General features: G+C 50.6%; 15 protein-coding genes. 8 read left to right on the forward strand and 7 right to left on the reverse strand.

What is annotated here, in order from left to right; translation table 11 throughout:
• The 6 genes from MJZ25_10400 to MJZ25_10425 form a co-directional block, all read left to right on the forward strand.
• Nucleotides 1-2,237 (forward strand): circularly permuted type 2 ATP-grasp protein (locus MJZ25_10400; GenBank protein MCQ2124583.1); only part of this gene is annotated, 2,237 nt, incomplete at its 5' end.
• A gap of 10 nt (nt 2,238-2,247) precedes the next feature.
• A complete protein-coding gene (locus tag MJZ25_10405) occupies nt 2,248-3,117 on the forward strand; it encodes a transglutaminase family protein (protein ID MCQ2124584.1) in 870 nt (289 codons plus the stop codon).
• A 101-nt stretch (nt 3,118-3,218) separates the two neighbouring features.
• Nucleotides 3,219-4,718 (forward strand): circularly permuted type 2 ATP-grasp protein, encoded by a 1,500-nt coding sequence (locus tag MJZ25_10410; protein ID MCQ2124585.1) that lies wholly within the window; start codon nt 3,219-3,221, stop codon nt 4,716-4,718.
• A gap of 203 nt (nt 4,719-4,921) precedes the next feature.
• On the forward strand, nt 4,922-5,851 hold the full coding sequence (locus MJZ25_10415) for an alpha-E domain-containing protein (protein ID MCQ2124586.1): 930 nt from the start codon (nt 4,922-4,924) through the stop codon (nt 5,849-5,851).
• A 230-nt stretch (nt 5,852-6,081) separates the two neighbouring features.
• On the forward strand, nt 6,082-6,897 hold the full coding sequence (locus MJZ25_10420) for a TIGR02147 family protein (GenBank protein ID MCQ2124587.1): 816 nt from the start codon (nt 6,082-6,084) through the stop codon (nt 6,895-6,897).
• Nucleotides 6,898-6,907: 10 nt separating this feature from the next.
• On the forward strand, nt 6,908-8,116 hold the full coding sequence (locus tag MJZ25_10425; GenBank protein MCQ2124588.1) for a hypothetical protein: 1,209 nt from the start codon (nt 6,908-6,910) through the stop codon (nt 8,114-8,116).
• Nucleotides 8,117-8,172: 56 nt separating this feature from the next.
• Here MJZ25_10425 and MJZ25_10430 read toward each other — a convergent pair whose 3' ends face one another.
• The 5 genes from MJZ25_10430 to MJZ25_10450 form a co-directional block, all read right to left on the reverse strand.
• Nucleotides 8,173-8,439, reverse strand: coding sequence for a hypothetical protein (locus MJZ25_10430; GenBank protein ID MCQ2124589.1), 267 nt, complete (start codon nt 8,437-8,439; stop codon nt 8,173-8,175).
• 2 nt (nt 8,440-8,441) lie between these two features.
• Nucleotides 8,442-9,254 carry a DMT family transporter gene (locus tag MJZ25_10435; GenBank protein ID MCQ2124590.1) on the reverse strand — a complete coding sequence of 271 codons (813 nt, stop codon included), beginning with the start codon at nt 9,252-9,254 and terminating at the stop codon, nt 8,442-8,444.
• A gap of 137 nt (nt 9,255-9,391) precedes the next feature.
• Nucleotides 9,392-12,946: a chromosome segregation protein SMC gene (gene smc, locus MJZ25_10440; protein MCQ2124591.1), complete on the reverse strand. Its 3,555-nt coding sequence runs from the start codon at nt 12,944-12,946 to the stop codon at nt 9,392-9,394.
• Between the two features lie 29 nt (nt 12,947-12,975).
• The gene (locus MJZ25_10445; GenBank protein MCQ2124592.1) at nt 12,976-13,362 is read right to left on the reverse strand and encodes a hypothetical protein; all 387 of its coding nucleotides are present in this window, start codon (nt 13,360-13,362) and stop codon (nt 12,976-12,978) included.
• 2 nt (nt 13,363-13,364) lie between these two features.
• Nucleotides 13,365-14,591, reverse strand: a complete 1,227-nt coding sequence (locus tag MJZ25_10450) for a hypothetical protein (protein MCQ2124593.1) — start codon at nt 14,589-14,591, stop codon at nt 13,365-13,367.
• Nucleotides 14,592-14,637: 46 nt separating this feature from the next.
• Between MJZ25_10450 and MJZ25_10455 the strand changes: the two genes are divergently transcribed.
• On the forward strand, nt 14,638-15,537 hold the full coding sequence (locus tag MJZ25_10455; protein MCQ2124594.1) for a hypothetical protein: 900 nt from the start codon (nt 14,638-14,640) through the stop codon (nt 15,535-15,537).
• Between the two features lie 303 nt (nt 15,538-15,840).
• On the opposite strand, the gene MJZ25_10460 is transcribed toward MJZ25_10455, so the two are convergent.
• Both MJZ25_10460 and MJZ25_10465 read right to left on the reverse strand, forming a co-directional pair.
• Entirely contained in the window at nt 15,841-16,431 is a 591-nt protein-coding gene (locus tag MJZ25_10460) for an inorganic diphosphatase (protein ID MCQ2124595.1), read from the reverse strand.
• A 141-nt stretch (nt 16,432-16,572) separates the two neighbouring features.
• Nucleotides 16,573-17,871 carry a BamA/TamA family outer membrane protein gene (locus tag MJZ25_10465; GenBank protein MCQ2124596.1) on the reverse strand — a complete coding sequence of 433 codons (1,299 nt, stop codon included), beginning with the start codon at nt 17,869-17,871 and terminating at the stop codon, nt 16,573-16,575.
• Nucleotides 17,872-18,021: 150 nt separating this feature from the next.
• Between MJZ25_10465 and MJZ25_10470 the strand changes: the two genes are divergently transcribed.
• Entirely contained in the window at nt 18,022-18,486 is a 465-nt protein-coding gene (locus tag MJZ25_10470) for a hypothetical protein (GenBank protein MCQ2124597.1), read from the forward strand.
• The last annotated feature ends 95 nt before the right edge of the window (nt 18,487-18,581 follow it).

An 18,581-nucleotide genomic window follows, 5' to 3' on the forward strand; every position in this document is an offset into this window, starting at 1 on the left:
GACTTTTCAACGCATTGGCCGCCGACATTTACGGCGAGCAGAAGCTTTGGAAAGAGGGCAAGTTGCCGGCGGCACTGCTTTTCGCAAACCCTGAATTTTTGCAAGTGGCCTGGAAGGTAAAACCTGCAGGCAACATCTACGTACACCTTTCCGCTTCGGATATCGTGCGACTGGAAGATGGAACCTACCGCGTCATGGCGGACCATCTGCAAGTTCCCGATGGTCTGGGCCGGGCGCTGGAAAACCGCATTGGCGTAAGCCGCGCCTTCCCGGAACTTTTCCGCAGCATGCGCACGGAACGCTTGGCCGGTTTCTTCAAGAAGTTGCTGGACTGCTTGGACGGATTGCAGGCTGAAATCGGAGCTGATGCCGCGCGGGGTTCGTCGCGGGCGGCAAGTGGCGAAGGTCGCGTGGTGATGCTGGCCAGCGGTCCGGATAGTCCCCGCCGTGCTGAGGACGCCCTCCTCGCCCGCTACCTGGGGATTCCTCTGGTGGAAAACGATGACCTTGCGGTACGCAATTTGCAAGTGTACATGAAGACCCTCATGGGCCTCAAGAAAATCGGCACCATTTTCCGCCGCGTGGAAGACCGCATGTGCGACCCGCTGGAACTGCGCATCGACAGTGGCGAAGGTGCTGTGGGCCTTATCAGCACCGTACGTGCTGGCAATGTGGCCATTTCAAACTTTTTGGGTTCCGGCGTTCTGGAAACTCCCATGTTCACGCCCTACCTGCCGGAAATTTGCCGCACCTTGCTTGGCGAAGAGCTGTTGATTCCCGATGTGGAAACGGTCTGGCTCGGCGACGAATCCCGCCGCGACGAGGTGATGCGGGAACCGGAAAAATGGATTTTCAAGAAGGCCTTCCCGGAGAACGACAAACCCAAGACTTACGCCGCCATGACTTCTACGGCGCAGCTGGCCCTGTTGCAGACCTTGGAAGAAAATCCTGAAGCCTGGATCGCGGAGCGCTACGTGGAGGTTTCTACGGTGCCCGCCTACAAGGACGGAAAGTTTGTCACCGCAAAGGCTTCCATGCGAATCTTTGCAGTGAATACCATGCAGGGAACATCGGTAATGCCGGGTGGCCTCGGCATGTTCCAGCTGGTAGACGGAAGCCTTGCAACTTCCGCCGCAGAACCTGCCGACAAGGAAGTCGGAGAAAAGGACATCTGGGTCCTTTCCGAAAGGCCTGTGGCAAACTTCTCACTTTTAGCCCCTGCGGATCAGGTGGTCATGCCGTCGAGAGCTGGAGGCGATTTGCCTAGCCGCGCAGCAGAAAACCTGTTCCGCTTAGGGCGTGATCTTTCCGCATCCAACATGATGGCGCGAATCGCCCGCGGTATTGCCGTGCGCCTTTCCGACGAATCCTGGATGGAAATGCCGGAACTGCCCTGGATTTTGAAGGCGGGAATTTCCGACGGTTCGTTGTCCGGAATGGCACAGGACCCTGAAAACGCATTGCGCTACTTTATCCTGCGCAAGGACAACAAGTACGGCATGCAGTGTTCCCTCACGGAAATCCGCGACTTGGCAGTACAGCTCCGCGATAGAATTTCCGAAGACCTGTGGCTTGCCTTGAACGGGTTCGGCGTGGCGGAAATGCCTGCTGGAAACGGCGCCGCAGCCTTGTTGCCTTACCTGAAGTCCGTACTTTCCGACAGTACGGCTGTGGCAGGCCTTGCGGCAGACTCCATGACCCGCGGCCACGAATGGCGATTCCTTGAAATGGGACGCCAAATCGAAAGCGCCATCCGCACGTTGCAATTGATCAAGAGTCTTTTGAGCCGCGCCCCTGCAGACGAAATTACGAACCTGCGTTTGCTGCAGGCGGTACTTGAAATCGGTGACGGCCTCATGACATACCATCGTCGCTATGGCGGACGCCTGCAAGTCACTCCGGTTCTGGACTTGCTCCTTTCTGACGAATCCAACCCGCGAAGCGTTGCTTACCAGGTTGCACGTCTCCGCGAAGAGACGGAACATCTGCCGGGAAACAACCAGGGCGAAGCCGCCTTCTCCCCGCTGGATCTGGAATTGATGAGATTGCAGGCAGACCTGCGTCTTGCAAATATCGAAAGTCTTGTACAAGCAAACGGAAGTGAACGCGAAACATTGACCAAACTGGTAGACGAAAAGATCGCATCCATTGAACATGTGGCTGAGTTGATCAGTAGGCTCTACTTAAACCATGCACCAAGAACTGGCGTTGTTCACGCCATGGCAACAGAAGTGTAAGGAGTTTAAGATGCCTATTTATCAGATCGATCACGAAACCGTCTACGACTATACACTGCCCGTATTGTATAGTAACCATTTGGCCTATATGCTGCCCCGCGCGGTACCTCGCCAGAACTGGATTTCCCACCGCATCGAGGTGGACCCCAATCCCACCGCAAGGCAGGAACGCCTGGATATTTACGGGAACAGGGCTTTGGCCTTCAGCATTGAACAGGAACACGAACATTTCAGATTCAAGACAACTGGTGTCGTGGAAGTCAAGGCCGAGGAACCGCCCGCCCAAAGCCCCGCCTGGGAAGACGTGGCAAAGCTTTTGAAGTGCCCCTCCGACAGCGACACTCTGGAAGCTTCCATGTATGCCTACTCTTCTCCCTTTGCAAATACCGACGACTCTGTTCGGAATTATGCATTGGGAAGTTTTCAGCCCGGCCGCCCGATCTTCGATAGCGCCAAGGAGCTGATGACAAGAATTTTTACGGACTGCGCTTACACACCGGGCGCAACCCGTATCGGAGCCCAGCCCCGGGAAATCTTGCGTGGACGTAAAGGCGTCTGCCAGGATTTCGCACACCTGATGATCGGATGTTTACGTTCGCTGCACCTGCCCTGCCGCTACATCAGCGGCTACCTGCGAACCCATCCGCCTAAAGGCCAGCCGAAGCTGATTGGCGCTGACGCCACTCACGCTTGGGTCGCCACCTTTATACCGGGCCATGGCTGGGTTGAGTTTGACCCTACCAACAATGTTCTCGGAGGTGACGAGCACATTATTCTAGCGTGGGGCCGCGACTTCGGCGATGTAAGCCCGTTGAAGGGAGTCATTACCGGAGGCGGAAACCCGATCCTAAAGGTCGGTGTTAACGTAGACGAAAAATGAGGTACGAGGTATGAGGCACGAGGTCGCCAGCCACGGCTAGCTTTGAGATTCCTGGAGCCTCGAACCTGGAACCTCGAACCTATAAATCACAAGGAAACAATATGAAGTTCGGTAACTATAACACAGAAGGATTCTACGATGAATTGTGTCTGCCTGACGGAACACCCCGTCCGTCGGCAGAACCGCTCATTACCCGCATTAACGAACTGCCGGAAGGTGAGCTGCAGCGTCGTCAGAAAGTTGCAGAGTCGGCTTTCTTCGACAACGGCATCACCTTCGCAGTCTATGGCAACAAGGATGGAAAGGACAAGATCATTCCTTTCGATGTCATTCCCCGTATTGTCAGCGCCGAAGACTGGAAGCACCTGGATGCAGGCCTTCGCCAGCGTACCGAAGCTTTGAACTGCTTCCTTACGGACATCTATAACGACCGCAAGATTCTCCGCGACAAGGTAGTTCCCGAAAGCCTCATCAACACCTGTACCGCATACCGCCCGCAGATGGAAGGCTTCGTACCGCCCAAGGGAATCTGGGCACACATTACCGGTACCGACCTGGTTCGCGATACCGACGGTACCTTCTACGTGCTGGAAGACAATATGCGTTGCCCCAGCGGCGTTTCCTATGTGCTGCAGAACCGTCAGATTCTCAAGCGTACTTTCCCCCAGGTGTTCACCCATTGCAGCATCCGCCCTGTGGATGAATACTGCACCCGCCTCCGCAAGGCCCTGGAATACCTGGCCGATGGCGTTGCAGAACCGAAGGTTGTTGTGCTCACACCGGGCGTGTACAACTCCGCCTACTACGAACATTCCTATCTGGCACAGCAGATGGGCGTGGACCTTGTGACCGGAAACGACTTGATTGTTCAGGACAAGAAAGTCTACGCCCGCACCACCCGCGGTCTCAAGCAGGTTCACGTGATCTACCGTCGTGTGGATGACGAGTTCCTGGATCCGCAGGTTTTCCGCCCCGACTCCTGCCTGGGTGTGCCGGGACTGATCGACGCCTACAAGGCTGGAAACGTGGCACTCGCCAACGCCCCTGGCTGCGGTGTTGCCGACGACAAGGCCATCTACACTTATGTTCCGCAGATCATCAAGTACTACCTTGGTGAAGAAGCCATTATTCCCAACGTTCCCACTTTCGTCTGCGAAAACCCGAAGCACATGCAGCATGTGATCGACCATATCGAGAACATGGTGGTGAAGGCTGCCAGCGAATCCGGTGGCTACGGCATGCTTGTTGGCCCCAAGTCCACCAAGGCAGAATGCGAAGCCTTCAAGGAAAAGATCAAGGCCAACCCGCGTAACTACATCGCACAGCCCATGATTTCCCTCAGCCGCGTGCCCTGTATTGTGGATGGCAACTTCGAAGGCCGTCATGTGGACCTTCGCCCCTACATTGTACAGGGCAAGGAAACCTACATCCTGCCGGGTGGCCTCACTCGCGTGGCCCTGAAGAAGGGATCCATCGTGGTGAACAGTTCCCAGGGCGGTGGCTGTAAGGATACCTGGGTCATTGCCGAAAACGAGAAGGCTCCTGAACTTGGCCAAGCCAAGCAATGGATGGAACAACAACAGCAACAACAACAACAATAGACGAAAGAACGGCGCTTCGCGCCTACAGACGAAAGACGAGAGATAAAAAATCGCGGCTACGCCGCCAAATTAAATAATCATCAATCGTCAATCATCAATTAATGTCTAAGCCGAGAGTCGCGGCAAAAACGAAGTTTTTGACATGACCGAGGCGCAACATTAACGATAACTTTAGTTATCAATTAAAAAACGGAGTTTTTATCATGTTAAGCAGAGTTGCAGATTCCATTTACTGGTTGGGCCGTTACATTGAACGTGCCGAAAACGTGGCCCGCGCCATCGATGTCAATCTTCAGTTGCAGCTGGACTTGCCCGGCGAAGAACGCCCCTGGGAACCGGTGATCCAGACCGCCGGTAACGCCGATGCCTTCTTCAAAAGCTACGCCCACGTCTCTACCGAAAACGCCCTCACCTTCCTTACCTTCGATAAGGATAATCCCAGCAGCATTATTTCCTGCGTGGCCGCCGCCCGCGAAAACGCCCGCTGTGTCCGTGAGAGAATTTCCTCTGAATTGTGGATTGCCATCAACCAGTTCTATCTTAAGTTGAACGATCCCGAAATGCCCAAGCAGGCTTTAGCCGCACCCCACGCCTTCTACAACAGCGTGAAGGAATTCAGCCAGCTGACCGTAGGTATCATTCAGGGCACCATGACTCATGACGTAGCCTGGAACTTCGCACGCCTGGGCACCATGATCGAACGCGCCGACCAGACCTCCCGAATTCTGGATGTGAAGTACTACATCCTCCTTCCGGATGTAAGCATGGTAGGCATGGCCCTGGATACAGTCCAGTGGAATGCGGTTCTCAAGAGCGTGGGCGCCTACGAAATGTTCCACCGCAAGAATTCCAATGTGACGCCCCAGAACGTTGCCGAATTCCTGCTATTGAGCGAAGACTTCCCCAGGTCCCTCCGCTACTGCCTGGAACAGGCCGAAATCAGTCTCAAGAATATTGCCTTCCCCGTAAAGAGCAACGCGGACTCTCTCCGTCTTCTCGGGAAGATGCGTTCCGATATGGCTTTCTCCACCATCGAGGAAATCATCAAGAGCGGTCTTCACGAGAAGATTGAAGAAATGCAGGTGAACCTTTGCGATCTCGGTACACAGATCTGGAAGGACTTCTTCTGTTAAAAATTTGCTGATCCACACAGCAAGATAGGCGCGCTCCATTCCAAAGACAATCGCGCCGCGGCAGGGATTTGGTAATGCACTTCCCTGCCGTTTTTGTTTATAATACGGCCTGTATAATAAACAAAAATATTTTCATAATTTTATCATCAAAATCTTTGTTTTTAATATTTTTTAGAACTTTTGTATAACAATTCAACCGATTTCATGTTTCAAAGCCTATATTTGATAACATGAAGAACATCACTTGTTACACTGATTTTCGCCAATATATGCGGGACTTCTACGAAGAACGCAAAAGAGTTTCCGCATTCTCCTGGCGTGAGTTCAATAAGCTGGCCGGATTCACCTCCCCCAATTTTTTGAAATTGGTTTGCGATGGAAAAAGCAAACTGAGCAAGATAAAGATTGAGCCCGTGGCCCGGGCGATGAACCTTGTGGATTACGAAGCAAATTACTTCGCTCTTATGGTTTCCCTGGACAATGCAAGAACCGACGAAGCCCAAAAATCCATCCTCATGGAAATGGACGCCATCGCCAAGGAACATAAGGCCCGAGTTATCGACGGCGACACCTTTGAATTCTACCAGTCCTGGGAATACCCGGTTCTTCGAGAACTTGCTCCCATGATGCCTGGCGCAAAGCCCAAGGAAATGGCAACGGTCTGCAATGAAGAAATTTCCGCAGAAGACGTAAGCCGAATTTTGAAATTCTTGGTTAAGCGCGGTCTTTTGAAAACCGACGGCAACGGATCCTTTTCCCAAACCGAAAAAACACTCATCGGTTCCAAGGAAGCCCTTCCTCTGGCAATCAGATCCATGCACAAAACTATGGCAAACTTTGCAGAAAAGGCAGTGGACAAGTACCCAGCAGGAGAACGCCACTTCATGGGTATCACCATGGGCGTGAACGAAGAACTTTATGGTAAGGTGGTTGAAGAAATCGAACACTGCTGCAAGCGAATCAACGCAATCACCGCCAACAGCGAGAACCTGAATCAGGTGTACCGCATGAACATCCAATTTTTCCCGTTTACAAAAAAAGTTTAGGAGGCCCATCATGAAAAAACTATTTATCCCGGCTGTCGCCTTGAGCCTACTCATTCTCTCCGCCTGTTCAGAAGATCAAAGCGCAGGCAATGTTATCGATCCCAACGCTATTGCAAACAACAGCTCTTCCAGCACAGAAAATCCCGTCGTAAGTTCAACCAGCACATTGGACGGCTTCGTTGTGAATTTCGACGAAATCTACAAGTTCACAACAGAACCCACTGCCAGAAAGCAATACGAAACATACACCGTCGATACCTATGGTGCAGAAAACGCTGCCTCCGCAAGTTGTGCAACAAAAAGCGGGCAAGAATTGACCGGCGTTATCAAGATTAAAGACAACTTTATTATCAGAGCCTACTCCGGCAGAAACTTGAAGGCCGGCATTGACCCTCTTGTCTATATGTTCCAAAAGACCTGCGTGCATTTCTACAACGATCTAGATTTCACGATTGACACCTTACGAGTCAACGGAAATAATTTCGACTATGTCTGCATTACGGAATCAGAATACATGGATATTGATGAAACCATTTTCATGTTCGATGCAATAATGCCCTCAAACTGCAAAGAATTGGAAATTCAAGATATTTATGATTCTCTGGACGCACTCAAGCCGACCATCATCACATTCCCTGAAGAAGACATCGACACCATCACCATCGATACAACATCTAGAACCTTGGAAAACTACGCTTTCCAATATGCAAGACCCGAAGACTTATCCTTCGACAGCCACGTAGTCGCCTACAATGGTTCCATTCCTCTTTTAGAAGAGTCCACGGAGCAGGAAACAATCTCTTACGCTAACGGACAAATCCGCCTCATCAGCAGAGACAATATCGCCAAGTTCTACCCATTAACAGATTCTATTATAGACTTTTCCAAGAGAAACATCAGCTGCAAGTACTACGAAGTAGGAGCTTCCGATTACACCCAGCCTACAGCCCACATTCTAACCAAAGTGACGAGAGATACCATAGAGACCATCAGCATATATCGCGGTTACAACAATGACAAAACTTTACATCCATGCGCGGTCACCAACAGCATATCCTTCGTGACATTCCTTATTGAAGACTGCGAAGGGATCATTAATGAAAATACGGTGGTAAGCCGTCGCTACGCAGAAAGTAGCCGTTGGATTTGCGGAACCAGCAACGAATACAAAGTTCGAGCCTACGGAGAATGGTACAACGACAGCTTGCTAGAAAATTAATTACTCAATCCACAAACCATCTACGTAACACCTCGTGATTAAAGCGAGGTGTTTTTTTATAGAACGTACAGACCCAGCACCGCAATCAAGGCCGCAAATACAGCAAAGACGGGTAACAGTAGCAAGGCACAGCACAGCGCCACGCGGAAGTTCCACCAGGCAAGTTTACGACGACCCCTCTTTGTTTCTGCCAAGGCGTTCTGGCATTCGGGGCAAATGTGGCCCAGTTTGTTGCGAACACGCATGGCCATGTTACTTTCCATAGGAGACATGCCCACACGTTCCTTAAATTCCTTACCGCATTCCTTGCAATTACATTTCATAATCAGCCCTTTTTCTTGACCGTCAAAACAATGACTGACGCAAGCACAAGAATAATACCAAAGAAAAGTCGAGTGGTCAATGTTTCACCAAAGACACAAACACCGATCATCACAGCAGTCAAAGGCTCCAACCCACCCATAATTGCCGTAGGCGTAGAGCCTACAATCTTCACGGCCTTGGCCATAAACACCAAGGAAAGAACCGTAGGAACAAAGCCAAGCATCAGCGCCCAACCATAAGAAGACGGGTTATGCAATACCGGTGGCAAGCCAGAGCCAAATGTCACGGAATAAAGAACCAGGAACAAAAGGCAGAACATCATTACATACAGGGTAAGTTTTGCAGAACCCATTTTCAGGTCCGCCTTGTTCACTACCACAATGTAGATTGCATAAGCTAACGAGGATACAAAGACCAGCAGCAGCCCAATAAGGCTTAAGGTTGTGCCACCTTCCCCGCCACGGTACAAAAGGCCGATGCCCGCCAAAGACAAGGCGATGGCTGCAACCACCGAGGCAGTGAGTTTTTCTTTATAGAACGCAGCCATGATCAAAGCCACTTCCAGAGGGTACAAGAAGAGCAAGGTGCAGGCAAGACCTGCATCCATATAATTGAAGGATGCATAAAGTCCCAAGGCGCTAACAGCAAATAGAAAACCGAGAAAAGCCAAAGGAATTAATTCCCGTTTTTTCACGGCGAAGTTGGAGCGATTAAAGCACATCAACAAGGCCAGCAAAACAATGGCTATGGAGAATCTGTAGCAAAGTACTGATTCCGGAGAAAGACCTTCGCGGTACAGGAACAGCGCACCCAACGGATTTGTTCCGTAGCAGATGGCTGCACCACAACCGTAGAAAATTCCCTTGAGGGATTTAAGCTGCGTTTTGAACGACGTAAAAACGACCTTCTTTTAGTGAGTCCCGAGCGGTATTACGTGATCTACGACCGGTCTTAGATCGCGAATTTGGTAGCGTCGGCCAACTGCACAGAAGCAATACGGGAGATACCCTTGATTTCCTGGGTAACACCGTAGAGCATGTCTGCTTCGGCCATGGTACGCTTGTTATGGGTAACCACGATGAACAAGGTCTGCTTACTGAATTCACGGAGGAGGGCCATGAAGCGACCCACGTTTGCGTCATCAAGCGGGCCATCCACTTCGTCCAGCACGCAGTAGGGCGACGGTTTTTCCATGTAAATAGCAAAGAGAAGTGCCGTTGCGGTAAGAGCATGTTCACCACCGGAAAGAGCCTTGATGCCGCGCATCTTCTTACCGGTAGGACGAACGTTGATTTCAATATCCGCATCCAGAATGTCCATGGGCTTGCCCATGTCATCCACTTTTTCCACAAGGCTCATCTTGGTTTCGCCATTGAGGAACAGCTTACTGAACACAAACTGGAAGTTCTTCTGGATTCTGTTAAAGGTTTCCAAGTAGCGGGTACGGGCAATATCATCAAGCTTAGTGATGGTACGGTCGAGCGAAGCACGGGCACGGTCCAAATCGTCGAACTGCTTTTCCACTTCTTCCATGCGCTTCTTTTCGTCTTCGTAATCTTCCATCACGTTGACGTTGACAGGGCCAAGGTCCTTGATCTTGCCGCGGAGTTCACGAATTTCACGATCAGCTTCGGGCTGGCTATATTCAACGCGTTCAACATCTTCGGGATTTGCGAGATCCACGGAGTATTCGTTGGTAACGCGTTCTACGAGGCGGTCCAAGTTAGCCTGCAAGGCTTCCTGACGGCGGCCCACTTCGTTCAAGTCCTTCATCTTTTCGATCATTTCGTCGCGGAGATGATTGACTTCGCTACGCCAATCTTCCAAGTCGCCAGAAACAAGTTCATACTTTTCGCGGGCAAGGTCACGCTGTTCTTCAACTTCGCGAAGTTGGGAGTCCTTTGCCTGGACTTGATCTGCAACAGAATTGCTTTCGCCTTCGTTCTTTTCGATGGCGGCCGCATTTTGAACAAGTTCATCGTTACGGCTGCGAATAGAATTCTCGTGGAATTCAATCTGGTCGGCGATGCTACGCAGGCGGCTGGTGTTCTGGGCAAGCTTTGCATTCTTGTCCTGGGCGGCACGTTCCAAGTCGCGGACTTCTTCTTCCTTTTCGCGGAACAAGGAATCCTTTTCACTCAGTTCGTCATTAACGCGAGCATACTCGTTTTCTGCGCGTTCCACAGCAGCCTGGGCTTCTGCCAATTCAGCATCGCTGTTCTTGGTTTCTTCTGCAGCCTGGATCTTGGCCTGAGCATTGCGGACTTCGTTTTCAAGCTGAGCAAGACGACGGTCGCAACCGGAAATCACATTGTTCTGGATGGAGATGCTAGCGTTTCCACCGCGGAGGGAATCCTGCTTTTCGCGAAGGTCATCCACCAAGGATTCCAACATGCTGGTATCTTCATCAACGAGATCCTGCAAGCGGGAAATTTCTTCTTCGGCAGCAACCACTTCAGACTGAACATCTTCCAAAAGTTTGGTGGCTTCTGCAATTTCATTCTTTCGGGAAAGTGCGCCAGAAGTTGCGGCACCGCTGCTGACCAAGCCGCTGGTACGGACAATGGCATCGGGAGCCACAAAGCACAAATCCTGTTCGCGCATGTTCTTTGCAAAGGCAATCGCCGTCTGCAAGGAATCCACCACAAAGTAGCGGGAAAGAATGCCGGTGAGCCACGGCTTGATTTCGTCATCAGCCTTCACAAACTGATTCAGGCAGCCCACAACGCCGGCTCCATCCACAACGCCCTGGTAAGCAGGAGCAGCCTCGCCCACCAAGGCGAGCAAAGCCTTGCCCACATTGTAGTCCTTCATGGAATACACAATGTTAACGGCATTGGAATCGCTAGAAACTATCACGGCATCCATCAAGTCGCCAAGAGCGGCTTCCACATAGGATGCGTATTCAGGAGAAGCTTCGATGCGTTCAGAAAGCAGGCCTCCAATCAGATCAGCCTTGTTCTCCTTAAGCCAGCGGCTGGCATCGGTACCTTCGTTGGCAACGCTCTGCAGCACATCGATACGGGACTGCAAACGAGCTTCTTCATTCTTAAGATCCTGAAGTTTTTTCTGCTGTTCCTGAAGGTCAGAGCGGTCGCCTTCCAAACGTTCTTCGCGAGTGGTCTTCTGTTCTGTCAGGCGTTCAATTTCAGCATTGGCTTCATCCATTCCAGTCTGAATATCGCGGAGAGCATCTTCTGCTTCGGACTTCTGCTTCTGAATGGTTTCAATTTCAACATTCCACTTTTCCAAGTTGCCCTGGAGCAAAGCGGATTCGGCGTCCATACGTTCGAAACGGCCACGCAAAGCATTGGCACGGTTCGTTGCCTGAAGACGTTCGTTAGCCAAGTCTCTAGATTGGCTGCGAAGATCATCCACTTTATCGCGCATCACCTGCAGAATTTCGCGTTCACGTTCAAGCAATGCGTTCATTTCTTCCACATCACTATCGGAACCCAGCACGCGGTTTTCTTCTTCAAGGCGAGCCTGTTCTTCGGTAAGTTCGCGAACCTTGTCCTGGCTGCGGTTGATTTCTTCCTGAGCCTTTTCGTTGGCGGCTTCCAAGGCAGAAATCGTATCGCGGATACGGCCAAGGGAATTGTTCAAGTCGTTCAACTCAATGGTGATGGACTGAACCTGACGTTCCAAATCGCGGTAGGCGTTTTCGTCTTCGCTGATCAAGAGTTTCTTTTCGTCAATCCTGGTCTGAAGTTCCGTTGCCTTGGTCTTTGCAGATTCCACTTCGTGGTTCATGCGTCTGGTCGTGGTTTCCAGGGTGCTTACACCTTCACGCATGTCTTCAAACTTGTCAATACTTACGGAAAGGTCCAGTTCACGAAGGCGCTTGCTCAAGCGTTTGTATTCGTTGACCTTTTCCGCCTGGGTTTCATACATACGCACAGAACGGCGAACGGCACGGAGATTGTCTTCCACGCGTTCCATGTCCATCTGCACACGTTCCAACTGGCGGCGGGTTTCCTTACGCTGCTGCTTGTACTTGCTAACGCCAGCAGCTTCTTCAAAAAGAATTCGACGATCATCGGCCTTGTCAGAAAGAACAGCCTTGATCATGTCGGCGTTCATCTGGGAATAGGTACTGGAACCGAGGCCGGAGTCAAAAAGCAATGCATGAACATCACGAAGGCGGCATTCCTGATTGTTGATCAGGTATTCACCGGAACCATCACGATGAACACGACGGGTCACGATCACTTCGGAATATTCAGAATTCAAAGTTCCATCGCTGTTGTCAATCACAATGGAAACTTCGGCAAGGCTCATGGCGGCACGTTCTTCGGTACCGCTAAAGATCACGTCCTGCATCTTGCCCATACGAAGTGCGGCGGCTTTCTGTTCGCCGAGCACCCAACGGATTGCGTCCGTAATATTGGATTTACCACAACCGTTAGGACCCACCACAGCGGTAAGACCCTTAGTGGGGAAATTCACTTCGGTTCTTTGAGCAAAGGACTTGAATCCAAAAATCTTTAACTTAGTTATCTGCACTGTTCAAACAAGATAGTTTTTCCGACAAGTTATCGGAACTTTAAAGCCAAGGAATCCCCTTCGGATTCCACCTTCAGGTAGAGGCTTCCGCCCTCCACTTCCATTTTCTTGATGAAATGCAATGTTTCACCAGAGCCATCAGTTGATTTGGTGTAGTTTACACGAAGATTAAACTTACCCACCCAGTCGTTTTGCACAACGTGGCTGCGTTCACCGGGCAACAGCATTTCAGAAATCCATTTCTGGTAAGTATCGTTTTCCATGGAGTACACATCCACAGAAAGCAAGGTGCAATCTTCCGTTGCATTCTCAACCTGGAGTCTAGAATCGGTTTCGATGAACCAATGACTAAGACACCCAGTCAAGCCCACGCAACAAAGAAGCGCCAAGGCAAGATGAGTGAAAGATTTTTTCATTCTTACCTACCGCCTCTAGCAGAAGTATTGCCACCTCTGGCCGGTGTTCCGTTTTCGTAGCGGACACCCTTAGCTTCAATTACACGAGGTTCCTTGGACGGCACAGGAATCGGAGCGCTTTGCTGAGGAGCCTGGTCCTTGTTCTTGATTGTCTTTGTGTTCTTTTCCATGGGAGCAGCCTTTGCGCCACCACGACCAAAGAGAAGACCATCAAGAGTTTCCAGATTGAACTTGAGTTCAGCAAGGACTGTACCCTTTGCACCAAAGAAATGTTTGTAGTCGTAAGCAGCATTGTAAGCAAAGCGGATGAACATCAAGTCCACAGCACCACCCCAAAGGAGGTCGTCTGAACCCTCAAGTTTGCGACGACGGGTGCAAGTTGCTTCAAAGCCAAGCATTCTGGACGGATCCGGATAGTACTTCAAGGCTGCATAGTTCAAGCCTGCTTCACGCAAATCCAAGGACACTTCACCATACAGGCGCTGTTCATAAAGGTTCTGTTCCCAGGTAAGGGTCAAGGAGTCCTTGTCGCCCTTCGTGTTGTACATGGCAAAAGCGACATTGGGCAAATAGGTCTGCCAGCCACTGGACTTGCCTCCATAGATGGAGCGGCTTTCAAGTTCCAAGGCAAAGCGCAAGCTACGCCAACGGTCTTCATACAAGCTAGCCTGGGCACTGGCAACGCCCCAACGAACGTGGGTCCAGAGATAAGTCAGAGAATCCTGTTCGCTAGAGTAAACCTTACCCACATGTTCGACGTTCTGCTGTTGCATACCCAAGGCCAAGGAAATGTCGGCATCGGAATTGGAGAAAACACCACCCCAGGTAAACACGGAACGCAAAAGGGAGAAACTATTGTACTTCGGATAGAACAGGAAGTCTTCGCCATCCCAGCCTGCACGATCGACCCAAGCCAGGACACCCAGGTGAAGATGCTTAGCCACATTACCCGTAATGAAGGCAGCGGCATGCTGTCTAAAGGCAAAACCTTCGTGGTCACCGTATTCACTACGCAACGGCAACTGGTCCGGAGCAGGAATGTAATACATTCCCAGGTCGAAATAACCGCCACGACCGGCGCGCATAACCTCGCCAATTTCTTTAAGATGACGATCTCGAGTTACCGCACCACCGGCAGAAACATCTTCCGTGGTGATATAGTCAGCAAAGGAGACCGTGGCCAAGGCCATGGACATTATCAAAACTCTAATACATTTCCTGAAAATCATACCCGAAATTTAACAAAAAATATAGAGGGTTGCTATATTTAAGTCTATGACAGACCAAGATTTAGCGTTAATTGCAGCATGGAGTGATCACTCCCGACTTTGGAAGGATAATACCTGGGTTTACCCCGTCATCAGCCGCCGCGCCGGGGGCCTTTCCGTGGGTATAAATTTGAACCCGGACCACAAATGTTCCTTCTCCTGCGCCTACTGCCAAAGTGGTCCCCAGGACGGCCATCCTTCCGTCGCCATCGACGTGGACGGTGTAGAAAGAGAACTCCGTCAGTTCCTGGCCTTCTATGAATGCGGCGAATTCGCTAAATGCGACTTTTTCGGCAACGTTCCCGCCGACAGGAAGATTATCAAGGACATCTGCCTTTCTGGCGATGGCGAATCCACCATCGTCAAGGAATTCCCCGAAGTTTGCAAGCGCATGCGCAAAATCCAGCAGGAATTTCAGACAAAGTATTCTGCAGACGACGCAAGTGGCTTGGGCAGTTTCAAGCTCCGTCTGATTACCAACGCCAGCCGCCTCGGTAACGACACCGTTGAATTGGCCCTGGATTCCCTGCTGGAAAGCAATGGCGAAATCTGGGCAAAGCTGGACGCAGGCACCGAGGAATGGTACAAGAAGGTAAACCGCTCCGCAGTAAAGTTCGACACCATCCTCGCCAACCTGGAAAAGGTCATCAAGCGCAGCCCCATCTGCATTCAGACCATGCAGTGCAGCATTCAGGGCGAACAGCCTAGCGAAGCGGAAATTAGCCGTTACATCGAAAATCTGACACGAGTCTACAACGCCAATCCCAAGAACTTTGTGGAAGTCCAGCTTTACACCGTGATCCGTCAGACCATGATTCCCGATGTGCTGCCGCTGCCCAAGGAATTCCTGGAAGAAACCGCCAAGAAGATTACAGAAGTTCTCCCTGTTCAGGTTCGAACCTTCTAAGACCCTTGATTCTACACAAAAAAAGACCTGCTTGAAAGCAGGCCTTTTTTAATTTAAGTTTTGCGATGCGTCGCGACACCCACCTAAAGGTGGCCATGGATTACATAGGTGCTAAAGCACCAAGTGACCAAAGGTCGCCTCTAGATCAATTGCTCGCTTCGCTCGCGCTGATACCGCGGCTCAGCAATGTCGAAACACAAGTGTTTCGCCGCAGCATTCGCCTTAGATCAGTGGCAGCCTTCGGCTGCGTTTCTCTGCGGCTCGGTCATAGGAACAAGCATGCTTGTTCCTGCGACTCTCGCCTTAGATCAGCTCTTCCGGCGGGAGATGGTCATTGCCTTCCGGTTCCTGGTAGCAGGTTTCCGGAATCTGCACCTGGTTCTGGAAGTAGGCGCGATGAGCCACAATCACCTTTTCACGGGCGAACTCAGCATTCATCCAATCACCGATCTGAACGTCCTTGCCTTCCAATTCCTTGTAGTTCTGGAAGAAGTTCTTGGTAATGCGGAGGAACATCTGGTCCACGTCGGTAATGTCCTTGATGGGGCGCGGATTGAACACGGGCACGCCAAGGACTTTGTAGTCCTTCTTGCCACCGTCGGTCATGTCCAGGGCTCCAATCACGCGGCAAGTGCAAACGGTACCGGTCATCATAGAAGCCGGGCTGTAAATCAGCATATCCAAAGCATCGCCGTCGTCAGCCTTGGTGCTGGGAATGAAACCATAAGTACAGGGATAGCTCATGGAGCTAAGCAAGCAACGGTCAAGACGGAACACGTGAAGGCGTTCGTCGTATTCATACTTCAGGTTGGTGTCCTTACCGATTTCTACGACGCAGTCCACTTCGTAGGGGTACTTCTTACCAATCGGCAAATCAAGATAGTTAATAGCCATTTATACTCCAAGGAGCCCACCTTGAGCTCACACATATTTATACAAATTTGTAATAAAAATTTAGCTTTTTGATATAAAAAGTCAAGGGGCGAAGACAAATCCCACTATTCGTCATTCGTAATTCATACTTTGTAATTAATCTTAGCGGCTGCGCCAGCGGGCAGGAATGGTCCTGTCAAAGAGACCAAAGCTGAACTTTGGTTCACCCACATCGGGGCTGTAACCTATTTCAAAACGAATTCGATCCAAGGCGGGAACAATTAGGTGAATACCGCCATAGACAGCTCCTTCGTAGTCGTCCCAACTGGGCATTCCCTTGTCCCAAAGCAGCCTTCCATCAAAGCCGGCCACCAACTGAATTCCATAGAAGAAATTAATTCCCAGTACGCTTGCGGAACGACGTTCCATCAGGACAAAACGCTCTTCCAAGTTCAGCAAGGTTTCATGAACACCGAGATAGGTGGAGTCGGGATCATGGCCACGGAAAGTATTTGTACCGCCCTGGTAATACAAATCGTAATGGCCCACAGTTCCCGGACGATAACGGAACAAGGCCGTCGCACCTGTGATGAACTTTCCGATGGTATGGTAACCACGACCATCAAAAAGAACTTCCCAATAATTTTCGCCCTTATGGTTTTCACCCACACCCGCACCCACATGGGTCAGCATGTATTCCAGATAAACTCCGTTACGGGTATCAATACCTGCATCACGGCGATCAATTTTAAAACCCAGACCGACTTCGGGCAAGTGGCCAACCCCACCTTCCAAATAACGGTAGGCTCCGGTAAACAGCAAGGAGAATTGAGAAGTCAAGTCCCAGTTCAAATCAAGATCCGCAAGCCAGCTGGCGTCCTGGAATTTACGGAGGTTATCCCAGCTGTCAGTGCGCAGGAATTCAAAGTTCCAACCAACGGGCAAGCCCAGCAAATAAGGGGAACTGGCGTACAAGGCGTATTCGTTATTCTTGAGGAATGGATCCACCGTAGTTCGGTACTGGACTTCCACACGAACGTCTTCGCCAGCCACATTCAAGTTGGCAAGAGCGACGCCAATCATCAAGCCGTCACGATCTGTGGTCTTACCAGCAGGCGACGGGATCCAGCGGAAAATTTCCTGGAAATGGTAAGTCAGTGCTACGGCGCCATCGGCAGCCGGTTCGCAGGTTGCAGAAATTTCCGTGAACAAGTCCAAGTCCTGAAGTTTCAGCTTTTCAGACTCAAACTTCTTGGAGTCAAAAACCTCACCCACCTTGTTCTGCAGTTCACGTTCCACAACGCGGTTCTTCGTATGAACCAGACCGTCAAACTTCATGGAGGAAATTACAGAGCCATCGGAACATTCGGCTGCATAGACCGGAGAGGCCACCCCAAGGGCGGCAATACCCCAAAGGGATACTCCCATCGCCAAGCCTAAGATGCCAGATGATTTTTTCATGTTCTGTAACGTCCTGTCTTTTCTTCTGTTAAAATTTAAAAATAATCCCTATTTATCCCAACAAACTTTGACTTTTTAAAGACCTTATTCTCCCGACTCTTTTGGATTTTTTTATTTTTGGCTCGTTACTAGAAATCTAGAGGTGTTTTTATGTTAGATTTTCTCGCCAACAACTGGCCCTATCTCGTTGCAATCGTTTTGATTGTCATTGTCATTTTTGCCATACGTGGTGTCCGCAAGGCCCTCAAGGAAGGCGGTGGCGCATTCAGTCTTGAAACCATCAAGAAGACCACCGAGCCCAACTTCGCAGCCCTCAAGCAGAAGTCCCAGGCTCTCTTGGCCGACGCAGATATGATTTGCGAAGTCAAGGAAGGCAGCAACTACGTTATTCCCAGCAAGGAAGACCTGAAGCTCTTCCGCACCGCCATCAAGCAGAAGTACAAGCTGGCCATGTTCCTGGTTCCGGGTACAAACAAGGTTGTGTACTTCTTCTGCAAGACCGACGCAGGTGTCAAGCGCCGTATCGAAAACCTGGTGATCAACCAGAAGTTCCGTGACGGCAAGAAGCCCTACGTTGATGTTGCTACCGGCGAAAAGCTGAAGTTCCCGCGTTAATAGGTCAAGCGGAATATTGAAAGTTTAAAAGACTTTCGCAAAAAAAATTGCGCGATGAAAGTCGCGCTTTTTTTATGAGTCACAAACAAAAGAAT

Origin of the sequence: Fibrobacter sp. (assembly GCA_024399065.1) — a bacterium.
Classification (GTDB): Bacteria; Fibrobacterota; Fibrobacteria; order Fibrobacterales; family Fibrobacteraceae; genus Fibrobacter.